Origin of the sequence: Bradyrhizobium sp. BRP22, from assembly GCF_020194175.1 — a bacterium.
GTDB lineage: Bacteria > Pseudomonadota > Alphaproteobacteria > Rhizobiales > Xanthobacteraceae > Bradyrhizobium.
Genome location: NZ_JADYVX010000068.1, coordinates 1 through 14,030 on the forward strand (window position 1 = coordinate 1; position 14,030 = coordinate 14,030).

Below are 14,030 nucleotides of genomic sequence, written 5' to 3' on the forward strand. Positions count from 1 at the left end.
CGACTTCCCTGCTGAGCACTGGATCCACCTACGCAGCTCGAACCCGATCGAGAGCGTCTTCGCCACGGTGCGCCACCGAACGGTGCGGACCAAGGGATCGCTGTCGCAACAAACCGCGAAGCTGATGTGTGCGCGCGGCAAGCTTCCTCATGACAACGTATGCTCTGCATTCACCGGCTGCATGGAGACAGTGCTCCCTGCAGGCTGGCTGTACGTCGGCGATTATTGGGTTTCGCGACCCGTCAGGCTCCTTTCGAGCGGCAAATTTGGAATCGTGCCGTATGACGGGCACGTGTACACCAACCAAGCCGATCTCAGATGGATACGGTCAGCAACTCCCCACTACGCGATCACCGGCTACAGCCTCCCCGAAGGGGCCTTGGTGAGCCGATTTGGGGCGCCCGTCCAAACCTTCTGCGACATGAAGCCGGGCAATGGTGAGCCCGTGAAGGTTCTTGACTACTCCACTAACGAAGCCTTCAAGACTTCGATCAGAGACCAATTGATCAGAGCCTATTAGGTGGTAATCGCGCCCAATGTTCGCGCGAGAGAAGCAATACGTCCACTGACCCATTCGGGGTGGACAGAATCGACACCCACCTGATGGATTTAACTTGCCGACACACAAAAACCCAGAAGGACACGACGGTCGTTCACCCCGAGGAACGCCGCGCGGCTTGTTCGGCAGCATGGGCTTCATGGCAATCCATTCAGGTCGGCGAGTTCGTAGCGCATGATTCGACCCCCAGTTTTGGGTTTGAATCACACGTTCGTCGAAACGCGACGCCCCTGACCGGCCCCTGGTCCGGTGCTCACGAGCAAAAACGGGACATCAACCAGCCGAAAATCCCGATGAGCCCGTCGAAAATGACCGATGCTGTCGAAAAAGTCGGCTTTTGTTGTGATCACCCCGGATTACCAGGGATCGAGAACGGGGACAGTTTAGCCGCGGCAGCCGACTGATCCTCCTGGAGATCTCACGCAACAGACCCCTGCGGGAGCACGGCGGGTGGACCGAGGGATCGAAGCGCAAGGGTTTTCAGGTTCTGTACGATGGCCGCGAGATGAAATTCGTCACGCGCACCGGCGAGCCCTCTGAGCCGCATGCGTTCGAAACCGTGCTGGGTCTTGAGATGGGCAAAGCGCATCTCAACGCGCTTGCGTTCATCTCGCGACTTGAGGAAGCGCTTTGTCCCCATCAGCCGTCGCGCAATATCGCGGGCATCTTCGTGAACATCACGGGGCACCTGTCGGGCGGCCATGTTCGGACAGCACCGCATCTTCAGCGCGCAAGCATCGCAGTCGAATTTGGAGGCACGGTAGCGGAGCATGTTGCCGTCGTGCACGGTGCCGGTGGTGTGCAGCACTTTGTTGTTTGGACAAATATAGACGCCGCGCCGCTTATCCCAGCGGAAGTCGCTGCGTGAAAATGTGCCGTCATCGCGCTCGCTTGCGTCGCGAACGGGAATATGTGGAGCGATCCCGCGGCCAACCAGCCAACCGACGGCCCGTTCCGTAAGCGGTGTCGGCAGCGAGCCGCTTCGGCTTCAAATTAAGGCGACGCTCGGTCCGGTCGAGCATCGCCTTTGTGGACTCGACCTCGTCATAGGTGCGCGCGGGCGTTGGTTCAACGTCGACAATGACTGCGTGCTCAACATCGATGAGATAGTTGAGCCCATACCCGAACTGCACACGTTTGTTGGCTTTGGCCGTCCATGCTGAACCCGGATCGCTCGGCGAGATCACCTTCGGCGGCTTGCGATCGGGCGCTGCGGTCGGGGTCCCTTCAGAACCGCCAGCGCAGCTATCACCGCCTTGCTGGACCTGCGCCTCGGCCTCAAGTCCAGCAAGATATTCGGCCACGGCGCGCTTCTGACGTTGCGCGTCGGTCCAGTCCAGTTCGTCGGGCGCTTTGCCATGATAGCGGCTGGCATTGGCTTCCATCACGCTCGCATCCACCGCGAACCCTTCGCCCTTGACGAGCCCGGCGGCCATGCACGTTGTAACCACGCGTTCGAAAATATGGCGCAGGATCTCGCTCTCCCGGAAGCGACCGAGCCGGTTCACCGAGAACGTCGAATGGTGCGGAACCTTATCGTCCAAATCGAGCTTGCAGAACCAGCGGTAAGCAAGGTGCAGCGCCACTTCCTGACACAGCCGGCGCTCATGACGGATGCCATAGCAGTAACCGACCAAGAGCATCCGGATCATCAACTCGGGATCGACTGAGGGCCGCCCAATGTCGCTGTAAAACCCATTTAGCTGTTGGTGCAAATCGGCCAGAACGGTCGTTGCAAACACATTGATCCGTCGCAACAGGTGGTCAGTCGGGATCATCTCGTCGAGACTAACTCGTAGAAGAGTTGCCCCTGATCTCGATCCTGCCGCCCCATCATCGCCGACTCTCCTGCCGCCTTCTAAGCAGGAATCATTGTTCGCTCGGCTCCTCAAGCCCTTTTTCGACAGCATCGACCCACGGCGGACATTGCAATTGCCGTGTTTGTCCGGTTGGTACTGCAAACCGGAGCTGGGATAGCAGCCGTACCAGCTTGCTCGGCCGAGCGCCGATGCCGCGCCGGGTCCTGGCGGACTACATCACTTCGCCGCGCTTCGGCGCTGTTCTAAGTAGGACCCCGCCCCAATTGGGATAGGCCACGACCGGTAGTTGTCCGGAGTTCCCTCAACCTGACGATAGTGCTAATATAACTATCGCGGCGGTTGTTGCAGTCCGGAAGTTGTGGGAAGCGGCAACAAGAAAGCGGAGGAGAGCGTGAGTCTGGAGCGCCAGTACCGAGAGCTAAAGAAGTTGCAAGAAAAGGTCCGTCAATGGGAAGGAAAGAGTTGTTCCCGGCGGTCGATTGAAAGGCAGTCGGTGTGGCGAGATGTTTTTCTCTCAATTCCGGGACACGTCACCTCCGAGCCCTGCCTGGTGCGTGATCTCTCCAATAAAGGCGCTGGCCTTCAGCTTAATGGACTCACGATTCTGCCGACCGAGTTTTCGCTTTACTTCGATGAGTTTCGCACCACCAACCCTTGTCGCCTCATCTGGCGACAAGGCGATTTCATCGGGGTGGCATTCCAAAATACGGGCCGTCATTCAACCCTCGTGGAGCCCAGATAGAAGGTCCCCTTTGCGCTAGAATCGCCCTTTTGGTGAGGTCGCCTTCTGGCCACCGCGACCTTTGCTGCGTTGAACAAATGCTGTCGGTATCGGAGCGAAGCGGAGATCGCCGACGACTTAGGAGTGCGCGCCCCAGTCAATAAAGTGAGATGGATTTTGCTAATGATTGTGGGAGGCCACCATGACCACGACCATCATCGCGATCGAGTCGGGCCTGCTGAACTGCCCGACGTGCGGCAATGACGAGCCGGAGCAGTTCACCACCATCACCGAGCCCTATGTGCACGATGGCCACGTCCTGGGCTACACGCTTAAGGGCGTCACCTGCACCGTCTGCGACACCGCATTCGAGTTCCAGCGTGTTGCAAATTCCACGTCGCGCTGAGCGCGAGTATCTGATCGTCCTTGGCATTGCCGTGATCTACGGAGCGCGATTGCCGATCGGCAGCGGCTTTCTCGGCACCTCGCGCGATCCAATGTCGTCATTGTGGTGATCGGCGTCCTCACCGTGATCGTCCTGCTGCTCAACTTCGCCGGTATCATTGATGCCGGAGCGCCGCGTCTGGCGAGATGAAGGGATAACCGTGAGGCCGACAAGACCGTCAGGACAAGCCCGTTGCCCCGCCTCGGGCGCGGCTTTTTTTGTTGTCCGGATGATGCTGAGGACATTGTCCTCGGCAATGTCGAGGCCGACGAGGACCTTCTCAAGCCGTGCCCGATCCATCGGCCGGTCGGCGATTTGCGCCCGCGAGAGGATGCCCCGCGTCTTCGCCGCCGAAATCTGGAGCAGTTGGCAAAGGATGATAAGCTCGCCAAGTTCTCGGGTGGTACGCTCCGCCATCCCCGTTCCCTCCTGTCTAAGTTGTTATTGAAGCACGCGCGGGAACATCCGCCATTTTCCACCGGCCTCGCGCTCGGGCGGCAGGCGCTCGACCCGCACGATGTTGACCGAAATAGCGCACGACCTTGAAGCGGCTGCCGCAACCGACGCATTCGATGTTCTGCGATATCCCGCCGCGCGGCCCATCGCGGAAGATGAAGCCACGGCAGTGCGGGCAGCGTTCACCCTGCATCATCGGCCCGCCTCACGCTCGCGCATGAAGCCCTCGATCGCCGCGAGGCAGGCCTCGATCTGGCGGCGCGCTCTGTCGTCCGTGACCAGCGGCAAGGCGGTTTCTCCGGCCTCTTTCGCCAGCAGCAGCATCGCGTCGTCGTCACCGTAAATCATGCTACGGTACACCTGCAGCGCGATGACCTCCCAGCGCTCGATCGCCGCTGTCTGCTCTGGAGTCGGAATGATCTCTTTCTTGCCCATGGCGCCTCACTCCGTATCCCGTCCATCCGGGGTGACCGTCATCAGCTCACTTCGGCTGGTGAACGTCAGCAGCTTGACCGGCTTGCCGCTCATCTCTGCGATGCGGCGCGCCCAGGGGAGCAGTGCCCGCAGCCTGGCCTGATCGGCCGCGATCAGTGGCACGACAGTGCCGGGACCAAGAACCGGTGCGGCGCAGACCCCTTCACCTTGCTCGTCGACCGAGACGAACAGATGGACCTTATCGATGCGCAGCAGCTCGTTGGGTGGCGAATGCAGGACCGTCATGGCAGCAACACTGCCATACAGCGCGAGCAGCTCGATGCGGCGCTTGACGCCGCACCACAGCTCGGGGGAAGTGACCTCCAGCTTTCCCGTGAGCCGCATGTCCATTTGCCGGTGCGCGCTGACAAGCTCGTTGAGCAGCTCCTCGCGTTCGGCCATGGCATCGGCAAGAATGATGCTTGCCTTGTTGCGGGCGATCCGCTGCCGATCCATCAACGGCTGCTTTTCGCGAAACGCGAACTGGTCGATGATGCGCGGGGCGCGGTCGATTTGCACTTGACCGTCCGCGCGCGCAGGCGTGTTTTCGGCTGACTCGATCACTGCAGAGCCTCCCTCGCGAAAGCGTCGATTGCGCGGACCACGGCACGCAGGCGCTTCGGATTCAGCCTGATCAGCATCACGGCAGCGAACAGGTCATGACCCTCCTTGGTCGCGAGGAATTCATCGACAGCCGAGGGCAACGCCCTGCCGGTCTCGGCAAGGAGCGTGGCTACCTCGATGTCTAGCTCGTTCGCGATCTGCTGGAGCCGGATCGCACCGACGCGGTTGATACCTTTCTCGTATTTCTGGATTTGCTGGAAATGATGCCAAGCGCGGCTCCGAGCTGGGACTGGCTGAGGTTCTTCTCCAGTCGCCGACGCCGTATCCGCCGACCGACCATCACGTCACTTTCGGTTGGCCCGCGCGGCTTCCCGAGCGGGTACGCTGTCCCATTACTTGCTCCTGCCGTGGCCGTTCGTTCTGGCTTTGGCTTTCGCTTTGGCCTTGCGTTTGCCGAGCGTGGCGCGGTATGCCCGGTACTCCTCTCTCGTCTTGGGAATTTCGGCTGCATAGTCCGGCTTCTCGTCGCGCACGAGGTCGTATTTGTACCCGAGCGCAGAAGCCATCTTGGCGAAGGTCGCGTGCTGCGGCCGCCGGGTCTTGCCGCCGAACATGGTCTTGACGGCGGCGCCAGCGAGTCCGGCGAGCACCGCGAGGTCAGCATCCTTGATGCGCTCCTTCTGCCGGAGGTCTTTGAAGCGGTCGCATTCAGAGTCTCTATCGATTTCGCGCCAAGTGCGCCGCAACCATAGCGTACCCGAATTGTGTCCCCGTCCCACCTTAGCCATTGATCGTTTCCCCCGCATGTGAGCCACCGTTCAGGTGCGGTGCCGGTGATGCCGCCGATTTCCTCCGCTTGATGGTCTTCTTTCGCTTCACGGCGGTGTACTCGCCGGGGCCGACGCGCTTGAGCCCCTTCTCATTGAGCAGCTTGTCGATGATCGGGCTGACCGACCCATCGTTGCGGCCCTGTTCGCGAAACAGCTCACGGAGCTGCATCACCGTGACCGTCTTGCGGGTGCGGCTGAAACGCTCGATCTCCTCGCGCCCGGTGCGCTCGTGCTCGACAGGCTTCGCTGCCGACTTGGCTGGTGTCTTCGGCGATGCCAGCGCTTTGACGTGGCCCGCGTGTAGTTGCCGGACGGCAGCTTTTTGAGCGTGCCCTTAACGACCAGCACCCGCAGCGCCGTGTAGCAGGCGCCATCGGTCCGGCCGTGCTCGCGGAAGTGTGTCACCGCATCGATCGCCTGGAAGGTCGGATGGTCCGCAATCCAGGCAGTGAGGAAATCCTCGGCCTTCAGGGCATGCGAGCGATTGCCCGCGAAAGTCGGAACGCCGGTTTTCAGCTCATAGCCGATGTTCTTGATCCCCATCCGGGTCGGTGATCCACCTCCGGCGGTTTCTCTCTCTTCGTCATGACGCTTGCCTTTCATCTTTGGCGCTTCTCCGAGCGCTTTGAGGACATCGCCGAACGTGTGTGTTCGGCTGTCCGAAATGCCCCCCATCTAGTGCCAATCACCATCGGCAAAGGGAGGCGCGAACACCGCGACGGCCTCGCGGATGTTGAATCGGATCAAGGCAGCGATCCCTCGCTCGGCACGGCGATGCAACCACCGCCGCAAAGCGGGATCGTGGTGGGCATCGTGGTGATGGGGATCGACCCAGATCTGAACCACCTGGATGTTGGTCAGTTCGCCGGTCGGCGTTGTCCTGCAGCGAGATGTAATCCGGCATCAGGTCGATAACGTAATGCGAGCGATCGGGACGCGACAGGTCGCCAGCGTCATCGTTGACGAGCCAGCGGCAGGACCACAGCGTGCATTCGGGCGGCATGCGCGCGGTCTGATATACGGTGCAGCCCTTCAGGATTTTGGTAGCCGCAGCTCTTGCCCGCCAGCTTCCCCAGCGGCGGGACCGGCAGCAATTTGCAGCAAAGGGAGCAGCTGCCGCACTGACGTTTCATCATGGTCCTTGAACGCGTTCGTTTCTTGTGTACGGCCTTACATGCCGATCAACATCGGTGGCTGATCGTGATGTAGCTTTTCAAGGAAACGGCCCGGAGAGCACAATGCGCGTGCACGAGATCATGTCGCATAACGTCATCAAGACCAGCATTGATACGCCGGTGGTGGACGCAGCCAGGATCATGCTGGCGCACCACATCAGCGGCCTGCCGGTCGTAAGACGCGTCGGGCAAGCTGGTAGGTATCCTTTCAGAGGCGATTTCATCCGGCCAATGGAGCTCGGCACGGAGAAAGCGCCACGCCGCTGGTTGGCTTTCTTGGCCGGCCCTGACCAGACCGCGGTCGATTTCGCGCGACAACATGGCCGCAGGGTTGGGCAGATCATAACGCCGAATCCCATCACGATCGCCGAAGATGCGCCGCTCGAACAGGTCGCTCGATTGATGGAGGAGCACCACATTAAGCGCCTTCCTGTCGTGCGAGGAGCGACGATTGTCGGAATGGTCGCGCGCGCGTGCCGTCAGGCAGAAACTCCACTTATCGCCCTGTCCAGAATTCCGGAGCCAGCTCTGATCGCGCGGGGCTTCTCTCGGATGAGGCGAAGAAGGCTGGCACCCCCGCGGAGATGGTAGAACGATTCACGAGGAAACACAGAAAAGGGTATGACGAAGAAGACGGCGTAATGGCATCCAGCGCCGTGCTTAACTTAACCGAATTCGGGCGTGTGGTGCATGCTGAAATGTGCGCAATATGCGACGCAGCGAGGCTTGGAAGGAGCGTGAGGTGCGGCAGAGCCCGGGTTGGATGACAGCCAAGCCAGCACGCTGAACATGTGTGTCGATCAGCGTTTCCGGATGGCGGTGGCTTGAGCAGATCCACCACAAGCACCACGGGACTGCCGTCCTTCTTGCCAAGGCGCACCCAATCAACTTTCGCCGCGGTTCGCGGCGCCCTCCTTCTGGCCAGCATCCAAGGCTGTCTGATGACGCCTGCGGCCTCAACTCCAGCACGTTCAGCAGCTGGCGCAATCGCGAAGAGCGCGTCCCGCGATGCTAACGATGGCAAACGCGGAGGCACCGGGAAGCCTCGGTCTTGCGCCTCACCCACGAACGTGGGACACGCCCTGTTATGCCTCGATCATCGCGAGGAGCAGGCAACGTAAATAGTCCGGCTGAGCTTGCTGGTGCGCCTCGCCATTAGACTAGCCGATTCGTTTGCTGACCTTACGAGCAAAGAACCATAAAGCATCGCCGCGTGCGCAGGGGAGGGCTTGAGAAATGGGGCAGAACGTCCGACTTTCGAACAAACGCCGGCTGAATTTCCAGCAATGCGCAACCGATCTCGGCGACCAATTTGCCGAACTACTTTGGTTAAGGGAGCAGGTCAGACGGGCGGAAACTCTGGACCCCGAAAGACTCCTGGCCGAATTCAGAGCTTACCGGGAGCAGAGAGCGAGCAAAGCTGGCCGAGTGACGCATTAGCCGGATTGCCTGATCATGCTCGCTCATCGCCCGGTTGCGGCGGGCGGGCAGCATCTCGGCTCTCAATCCGCGGCGGAACTTTGAAGTCGTCGATATGCTTTCCCAGCTTCAATTGCGCGGCGAGCCACCGCGGCTGCTTGCCGCGACCTGTCCAGGTCTGTGACGGCTGATCGGGGTTTTGATATTTTGGCTTGACGTCCAATATGTCTGGCGGTTCCTGCGCAGCCACAAGATTGACCTCGCGGCTAGCAAGTCCTGGTGCGAGAGCACCGACCCGAACTTTACGGCCAAAGCCGCCGATGTTATTGGCCTCTACGTCGCCCCGACCGCGAAGGCCATTGTGCTGTGCCTGGACGAGAAGCCCTCGATCCAGGCTTTGGAGCGCGCGCAGGGTTATCTGAAGTTGCCCAATGGCCGCGCCTTCACCGGCCAGAGGCACGATTACAAGCGGCATGGTGACCTGCCACTGAATTTTCATCCGGCGGCAGTTAGAGTCTCGGGGTTTTGTACGGCAAGTGGCGCTGGTGGAGCAACGGACATCACCCGACCATCTGGGCTTTGAGGATGTCCACGCGTTCCAGGTTCATCTGGTGGCGATGGGGTATCATGGCCTGCGCTTAACCAGATTGTCTGTGCGTTGCGCTTCTTTTACGGCGTGACGCTCGGCCACAGCACGATCCCGGAGCGCATCGCCTACGCGCGGGAGCCACGCAAGCTGCCGATCGTGCTGAGTGCCGACGAGGTGGTGAGCTTTCTGGAGGCGATCCCGAGCCTGAAGAGCCGCACTGCATTGACGACAGTCTATGCCAACCGGATTACGGGTATCGGAGGTGGTTTTCCTCAAGGTCGCGGATACCGACAGCCAGCGGATGGTGATCCGGGTCGAGCAGGGCAATGACCTTGCCCCCTGGACTTAATCCAGATTGAAGTTCGCTCTGGCCCATATGAGGACCAGAGCATGAAGCGCAACCGCTTTACGGAAGAGCAGATCATCGGGATATTGAAGGAGCACGAGGCTGGCGTGTCGGTCGCCGATCTGTGCCGGAATCACGGCGTCAGCGATGCCAGTATCTACAAATGGAAGGCCAAGTTTGGCGGGATGGAGGTCTCGGAGGCCAAGCGGCTGAGGACGCTGGAGGACGCGCGGCTGAAGCGGCTTTTGGCCGACGCCATGCTGGACAATGCGGCGTTGAAGGACCTCCTGGGAAAGAAGTGGTGATGCCCGCAGGGAAGCGGAAAGCTGTCGCCCATCTCGTGGACGCCCACGGGATGAGCGAACGGCGGGCGTGTAAAGCCATCGGCTGTTGCCGCATGACCATCAGATATCGGACGACCCGGGCGGACGACGCGGCCCTACGCCAACGCATGAGAGCGATCGCCGAGGTGCGACGTCGCTTCGGCTATCGACGCCTGCATGTTCTGCTCAAGCGGGAGGGCTATCTGGTCAACCACAAGAAACTGTTCCGGCTCTATCGGAAAGAGAGGCTCGCGGTCCGTCGCCGTGGTGGCCGCAAACGGGCGCTCGGGACCAGGGCGCCGATGGTGGTGCCGATAGCGCCGAATGACCGCTGGTCGCTCGACTTCGTCTCGGATCAGCTCACCGATGGCCGCCGCTTCCGGATCCTGACCGTGGTCGACGAGTGCACGCGCGAATGCCTGTCGTTGGTGGCCGACACCTCGCTGTCGGGCTCCCGGGTGGCGCGGGAGCTGGACCGGCTGATTATCGAGCGCGGCAAGCCCAAAATGGTGGTCAGCGATAACGGCACCGAATTGACCAGCAACGCCATCCTGACATGGGCCGATCAGAGCCGCGTCGCCTGGCATTACATCGCGCCGGGTAAGCCGACGCAGAACGCCTTCATCGAAAGCTTCAATGGCCGTCTCCGAGACGAATTGTTGAACGAGACGCTGTTCACGTCGCTGGCCCAGGCCCGGGTCGAACTCGGACATTGGCGGATCGACTACAACGATACGCGACCCCACTCGCGCCTCGGATGGAAAACACCATCGGAGTTTGCCTGCACCTGCAACCCGCGACGGGATCTGGCGCTGCGCTACGCCGATGGCTCCGCACCAGCTCCCGTCGCTACCACCGCTCATTCGGGTAAATCCAACAGCCGGGGCGAACTCAGGACTGGATAAAACTTGGGGGCAAGGTCACGCGCCGTCAAGAAAAGCGTCCAGCGGATCAAGAGGAAAATCAGCGACCTGCTGGTGCCGGGCAACATGGGCGCATGGCCGCAAGTTCGAGCAAGCCGCAATCGCCTCCTCGGTGGTTGGGCGGCTTAATTCAGCTATGGTTCACTTGCCTCGGCTCACCAAGCCCTTGACTGACACGTCTATAACCGCGTGCTCGCGTTTTTACGCAGACGACACAAAGCGCCAGGACGAGGCGTCAGACAATTCTCTCAGGAGTTCTGTGGGGACACTGGCGTGCTCGCACTGACCCGCGTGCGTAGGAGGTCGCCGATGTGTGCCTTGTGAGGAAAGCAGTCGGGGAAGCCGGATGCGGGAAAACTGCCTGTCCAGTTTGATGAGCGGGGAGAGGAAACGGAGCACAGGTAACTGTGCCGCCGCGCCTCTCCTCGACTCCACCCTTTAGCGCGCGGAGGACCACGACGCTAATGGGTTCGCGCGTTTTCCGCAGTTCGAATGCCGAGGTGTGTCATTCGCCCTTGCATTAGCGAGACTGACCACGTTACGCCCCCCGGGGTTAGGGCGGTGCGTAATCCGGGGGCTCCCGACTTGTATCGCGGAGAAGGAGGGCAAGCACCTACGAGTAATGGTTGATATGATTTCTGACGTTGCTATCTGACGCGTTGGACGAGATCAGTGTGGGGTAAAAACCTCCTCCGGATGAGTGGACATGGGAGCCCGGAGGTGGCGAATGCAAGGACGTCAGCGTCGGTTGTTCACAGAGGAATACAAGCGCCATGCCGTTGAACTGGCGGTAGCGAGCGGTGATCGATCGGGTGGGGCGAAGGAGCTCGGTCTGCTGCGACGCTGGGTCGATGAGCTCCGGGAGGAGCTGGCATCGGCGGCGCGGCGCCCCACCACGCAGGCGACGCCGATGTCGGCGGACCAGGCTTCGCACATGGGGCTCTTTTGATCTGTCTTCTCCACGTTGCTGCATGCCATAACAAGGGGGATGGGGGCTAGTCGCAGATCGCGGAATTCGAGAATCTCTCAAGGATAGCAGGCAACTTCTGAACCAGGTTGCGTACTCATCGGTGGATGCCCGGCCCTTCTCGAGGTCGGCAGGTTATTGAGGACAGAAGTGCGTGGGTTCTGATATTGCGCGATCTCGTCATCGGTCCAGGTGAGATGGACCGGATTCATGCCACGATCAAATACACATGCGGCGCAGCGGCTCGCGTCCGGGGCTGCTCGCGGCTCGGTCGTCTCCGCTGTCAGACCGCGTATTGTGCCGCTCTTCGCGTCTTATCAGTGCGTGCGGCATGCGGGCCTCGCGGGCATCGGCCCTCAAACCTCGGTCAACTCACGCAAATCGTGCGTGGTCTTCCGCAGATTGCCCGGCAACAGAAACGGAATCAGCGCATCAATGGCGTCAACATGAGAGCCGATCAAACTCATCACGCCACTCGGGAGCTGGCGTCGGCCTGCGTCCATGGTGCTCCTCCTTATTTGTTCACGGCATAGAGACATAATCTAAGGCTCGGCGGCACCTACTAGTTTTGACCGATCACAAGAACCGCCGCCGTGTAGCGTGATTGATGCCAGGAAAGACGGACGATCCCCACTTGATTTCTTTGACTAACACGTCATGCGCAATCCTCATCCATCGACAAACAATTCTTGCGGCAGCTCGATCTTATCAGATGAGGTGCGAACCTCGTCGGCGAACAAAATTGATCGACCACGAGAAGAAATTGGGCCGTGGAGTTTTGGATCTGACTTTGGATAATAACAGCGAGAACCGGCGTCACGGCGGAGCGCCTACGCGACAAACACACGATTGCGACCTTCAAATTTTGCGCGATAGAGCCGCTGATCCGCGACGTTCAGGAATCCGTCAAGTGTGTCTCCATCGCGCCCGAACTCCGACACTCCAACACTGATGGTGACGCCGACCGGCGGTTCGGCTCCGACGTCGAATGCGGTGCCTTCGATGGTCGATCGAAGGCGCTCGGCTACCGCGCAAGCCGACGCGTGTGTGACCAGCCGGAACGCGCGCGGCTCGTGTACCGCAAGATGGGTGCTCATATGTATCTAACCCCAGAAAAGCAGCAAGTCGTGTGACAGAAGCTCCCCGGAGAATCGAGCGCATCGACTTCCGCATGCAGGCCTTCTTGTCCATCTTCAGCAACCGCCGCGCTACCGAATTCACGATTAAGCAGCGCGGGGATACCGGGGTTGCGAAAAGCGTGGTCAATGAACGTCATACCCGGTAAGGCCAGCGCTCGCGATCGGGTAATTCCGGCATCGCTTCCAGTTCGCCAACGCCGACGGACAGCCGCCACAACTCGCTCTCGGTGATGCTGGCCAGCGATAGCTCGAATCCGCCTTCGAGAAGGTCGTTCAATTCGAGCCGCAGCATCTCGTCATCCCAATCGGAGGCATCGATCAGCCGATTGTCCGCGATGACGTAGGCGCGTTTGCTGATCAATCCAACCGCGCGCCACGATGACCGTGACCTCCGCGATCCCGAGCAGTTTGGCTGCCGCGAGCCGTCCATAACCGGCGAGAACCATGCCTCATCGGCCGCCAAGATCGGCATGGTCCCAGCCCCCTTCCCGGATCGATGCTGCGATTTGCTCGGCCGAATGTCGCCGCGAATTCCGATCGTAGGGCCGCAACCGATCGATGGGCCATGTTTCCACGGCCGGCTTGCCCGCCAGTGCATCCGTGATTGGCTGCCTGTAGGGCCGTTCACGGCCCTGAGTATTCAGCTTGGATTGACGCCTGCTAGCTAGTCGTCCGTTAAGAAGCCGATTTGATCGCGGCTGGAGCGGCGAGCGGCCGTAAGAACGCGTTCAGGATCAGGGACAACAGCAGCCTCAGCCAGGCGAGAATGAGGCGGAGGTTGTGGCCGACGGCGCTAACGACAACGTTGGCGGCATCGCCTTCGGGCCCTTGAGATGGCAGCGGCCGAGGTGACCATCGGTTTTCATGTGACCGATCACGGGCTCGATAGCCGAGCGGCGGCGGAGCTCACGCTTGATCACGCCGAAGACGCCGCGCTTCTGACCGGAGATGAAGACGCGGCGCGGGTTTTCCGTTTTGTGACCGCGATAACCCTTGTCGACATAGGTCGGCTCGATCGGACAGCCGGTGAGCGTCTCGGTGCTGTTGATGACGTCGCCGAGCGTGTGCCCGTCATAGGGATTGCCCCGCAGCGCCTTGGCATGCAGCACAAACTGGCCGCCCGGGGGCCGGCCATTGGTGGTGACAAAGGAGGCTTTGACGCCGATCTATGGACCACGCCCGCGTTGCAAGAGGAATCGACAAAGGGATGAAGCGGTTTGCGCCAATCTATCCGGCTTCAATTTGGGGCTGTTGCCCCGAGCCATCATGGATATCCGCTC

The 14,030-nt window shown here is 60.6% G+C and carries 16 protein-coding genes and 6 pseudogenes; 8 read left to right on the forward strand and 14 right to left on the reverse strand.

Features of this window, described 5'->3' with window-relative positions:
• Both I6F35_RS38485 and I6F35_RS38490 read left to right on the forward strand, forming a co-directional pair.
• A pseudogene (locus I6F35_RS38485) lies at positions 1-520 on the forward strand (hypothetical protein); the annotation flags it as partial.
• A 59-nt stretch (positions 521-579) separates the two neighbouring features.
• Positions 580-963: a hypothetical protein gene (locus I6F35_RS38490; RefSeq protein ID WP_225122819.1), complete on the forward strand. Its 384-nt coding sequence runs from the start codon at positions 580-582 to the stop codon at positions 961-963.
• Positions 964-977: 14 nt separating this feature from the next.
• On the opposite strand, the pseudogene I6F35_RS38495 reads toward I6F35_RS38490, so the two are convergent.
• Together I6F35_RS38495 and I6F35_RS38500 are read right to left on the reverse strand one after the other, a co-directional pair.
• A pseudogene (locus I6F35_RS38495) lies at positions 978-2,396 on the reverse strand (IS1182 family transposase).
• Between the two features lie 497 nt (positions 2,397-2,893).
• Positions 2,894-3,097, reverse strand: coding sequence for a hypothetical protein (locus I6F35_RS38500; RefSeq protein WP_225122804.1), 204 nt, complete (start codon positions 3,095-3,097; stop codon positions 2,894-2,896).
• A gap of 205 nt (positions 3,098-3,302) precedes the next feature.
• Between I6F35_RS38500 and I6F35_RS38505 the strand changes: the two genes are divergently transcribed.
• Positions 3,303-3,506: a hypothetical protein gene (locus I6F35_RS38505; RefSeq protein WP_225122805.1), complete on the forward strand. Its 204-nt coding sequence runs from the start codon at positions 3,303-3,305 to the stop codon at positions 3,504-3,506.
• Positions 3,507-3,542: 36 nt separating this feature from the next.
• Here I6F35_RS38505 and I6F35_RS38510 read toward each other — a convergent pair whose 3' ends face one another.
• The 7 genes from I6F35_RS38510 to I6F35_RS38540 all read right to left on the reverse strand — a co-directional run bounded on the left by I6F35_RS38510 (position 3,543) and on the right by I6F35_RS38540 (position 6,472).
• On the reverse strand, positions 3,543-3,962 hold the full coding sequence (locus tag I6F35_RS38510; protein WP_225122806.1) for a hypothetical protein: 420 nt from the start codon (positions 3,960-3,962) through the stop codon (positions 3,543-3,545).
• Positions 3,963-4,193: 231 nt separating this feature from the next.
• Positions 4,194-4,436, reverse strand: a complete 243-nt coding sequence (locus I6F35_RS38515; RefSeq protein ID WP_225122807.1) for a hypothetical protein — start codon at positions 4,434-4,436, stop codon at positions 4,194-4,196.
• Between the two features lie 6 nt (positions 4,437-4,442).
• A complete protein-coding gene (locus tag I6F35_RS38520; protein ID WP_225122808.1) occupies positions 4,443-5,039 on the reverse strand; it encodes a hypothetical protein in 597 nt (198 codons plus the stop codon).
• Positions 5,036-5,179 (reverse strand): hypothetical protein, encoded by a 144-nt coding sequence (locus tag I6F35_RS38525; protein WP_225122809.1) that lies wholly within the window; start codon positions 5,177-5,179, stop codon positions 5,036-5,038. Before I6F35_RS38525 ends, I6F35_RS38520 begins: the two co-directional genes overlap by 4 nt.
• 252 nt (positions 5,180-5,431) lie before the next feature.
• On the reverse strand, positions 5,432-5,827 hold the full coding sequence (locus tag I6F35_RS38530; protein ID WP_225122810.1) for a hypothetical protein: 396 nt from the start codon (positions 5,825-5,827) through the stop codon (positions 5,432-5,434).
• Complete coding sequence (locus I6F35_RS38535; protein WP_225122811.1) at positions 5,820-6,038, reverse strand: hypothetical protein; 219 nt, start codon at positions 6,036-6,038, stop codon at positions 5,820-5,822. The genes I6F35_RS38530 and I6F35_RS38535 overlap by 8 nt, the downstream gene beginning before the upstream one ends.
• Complete coding sequence (locus I6F35_RS38540) at positions 6,038-6,472, reverse strand: hypothetical protein (RefSeq protein ID WP_225122812.1); 435 nt, start codon at positions 6,470-6,472, stop codon at positions 6,038-6,040. The genes I6F35_RS38535 and I6F35_RS38540 overlap by 1 nt, the downstream gene beginning before the upstream one ends.
• A 635-nt stretch (positions 6,473-7,107) precedes the next feature.
• Here I6F35_RS38540 and I6F35_RS38545 point away from each other — a divergent pair.
• On the forward strand, positions 7,108-7,635 hold the full coding sequence (locus tag I6F35_RS38545; protein ID WP_225122813.1) for a CBS domain-containing protein: 528 nt from the start codon (positions 7,108-7,110) through the stop codon (positions 7,633-7,635).
• Positions 7,636-8,497: 862 nt separating this feature from the next.
• Here the strand turns inward: I6F35_RS38545 and I6F35_RS38550 are convergent.
• Positions 8,498-8,674: pseudogene (locus I6F35_RS38550) on the reverse strand (H-NS histone family protein); the annotation flags it as partial.
• Here I6F35_RS38550 and I6F35_RS38555 point away from each other — a divergent pair.
• The 4 genes and pseudogenes from I6F35_RS38555 to I6F35_RS38570 all read left to right on the forward strand — a co-directional run.
• Positions 8,675-8,941: pseudogene (locus tag I6F35_RS38555) on the forward strand (IS630 family transposase); the annotation flags it as partial.
• An 82-nt stretch (positions 8,942-9,023) separates the two neighbouring features.
• Positions 9,024-9,368 (forward strand): annotated as a pseudogene (locus tag I6F35_RS38560) (tyrosine-type recombinase/integrase); the annotation flags it as partial.
• A 74-nt stretch (positions 9,369-9,442) separates the two neighbouring features.
• A protein-coding gene (locus I6F35_RS38565) for an IS3 family transposase (protein WP_225122814.1) occupies positions 9,443-10,626 on the forward strand; the annotation gives its coding sequence in 2 pieces (ribosomal slippage) (positions 9,443-9,686 and positions 9,686-10,626; 1,185 coding nt in all).
• A gap of 745 nt (positions 10,627-11,371) precedes the next feature.
• On the forward strand, positions 11,372-11,593 hold the full coding sequence (locus I6F35_RS38570) for a hypothetical protein (RefSeq protein WP_225122815.1): 222 nt from the start codon (positions 11,372-11,374) through the stop codon (positions 11,591-11,593).
• 374 nt (positions 11,594-11,967) lie between these two features.
• Here I6F35_RS38570 and I6F35_RS38575 read toward each other — a convergent pair whose 3' ends face one another.
• The 4 genes and pseudogenes from I6F35_RS38575 to I6F35_RS38590 all read right to left on the reverse strand — a co-directional run.
• Positions 11,968-12,114 carry a hypothetical protein gene (locus I6F35_RS38575; protein ID WP_225122816.1) on the reverse strand — a complete coding sequence of 49 codons (147 nt, stop codon included), beginning with the start codon at positions 12,112-12,114 and terminating at the stop codon, positions 11,968-11,970.
• Positions 12,115-12,441: 327 nt separating this feature from the next.
• Positions 12,442-12,708 (reverse strand): diguanylate cyclase, encoded by a 267-nt coding sequence (locus tag I6F35_RS38580; RefSeq protein WP_225122817.1) that lies wholly within the window; start codon positions 12,706-12,708, stop codon positions 12,442-12,444.
• 175 nt (positions 12,709-12,883) lie between these two features.
• Positions 12,884-13,111: a hypothetical protein gene (locus I6F35_RS38585; protein WP_225122818.1), complete on the reverse strand. Its 228-nt coding sequence runs from the start codon at positions 13,109-13,111 to the stop codon at positions 12,884-12,886.
• Between the two features lie 314 nt (positions 13,112-13,425).
• Positions 13,426-13,910, reverse strand: a pseudogene (locus I6F35_RS38590) (IS5/IS1182 family transposase); the annotation flags it as partial.
• Positions 13,911-14,030 lie beyond the last annotated feature (120 nt).

What these genes read in the sequence shown, in the direction of transcription:
- I6F35_RS38575 (WP_225122816.1), bottom strand. Translation starts at nt 12,114, where the DNA reads ATGGACGCAGGCCGACGCCAGCTCCCGAGTGGCGTGATGAGTTTGATC.
- I6F35_RS38510 (WP_225122806.1), bottom strand. Translation starts at nt 3,962, where the DNA reads ATGGCGGAGCGTACCACCCGAGAACTTGGCGAGCTTATCATCCTTTGC.
- I6F35_RS38505 (WP_225122805.1), top strand. Translation starts at nt 3,303, where the DNA reads ATGACCACGACCATCATCGCGATCGAGTCGGGCCTGCTGAACTGCCCG.
- I6F35_RS38580 (WP_225122817.1), bottom strand. Translation starts at nt 12,708, where the DNA reads ATGAGCACCCATCTTGCGGTACACGAGCCGCGCGCGTTCCGGCTGGTC.
- I6F35_RS38535 (WP_225122811.1), bottom strand. Translation starts at nt 6,038, where the DNA reads ATGCAGCTCCGTGAGCTGTTTCGCGAACAGGGCCGCAACGATGGGTCG.
- I6F35_RS38540 (WP_225122812.1), bottom strand. Translation starts at nt 6,472, where the DNA reads ATGAAAGGCAAGCGTCATGACGAAGAGAGAGAAACCGCCGGAGGTGGA.
- I6F35_RS38570 (WP_225122815.1), top strand. Translation starts at nt 11,372, where the DNA reads ATGCAAGGACGTCAGCGTCGGTTGTTCACAGAGGAATACAAGCGCCAT.
- I6F35_RS38545 (WP_225122813.1), top strand. Translation starts at nt 7,108, where the DNA reads ATGCGCGTGCACGAGATCATGTCGCATAACGTCATCAAGACCAGCATT.
- I6F35_RS38500 (WP_225122804.1), bottom strand. Translation starts at nt 3,097, where the DNA reads ATGACGGCCCGTATTTTGGAATGCCACCCCGATGAAATCGCCTTGTCG.
- I6F35_RS38530 (WP_225122810.1), bottom strand. Translation starts at nt 5,827, where the DNA reads ATGGCTAAGGTGGGACGGGGACACAATTCGGGTACGCTATGGTTGCGG.
- I6F35_RS38515 (WP_225122807.1), bottom strand. Translation starts at nt 4,436, where the DNA reads ATGGGCAAGAAAGAGATCATTCCGACTCCAGAGCAGACAGCGGCGATC.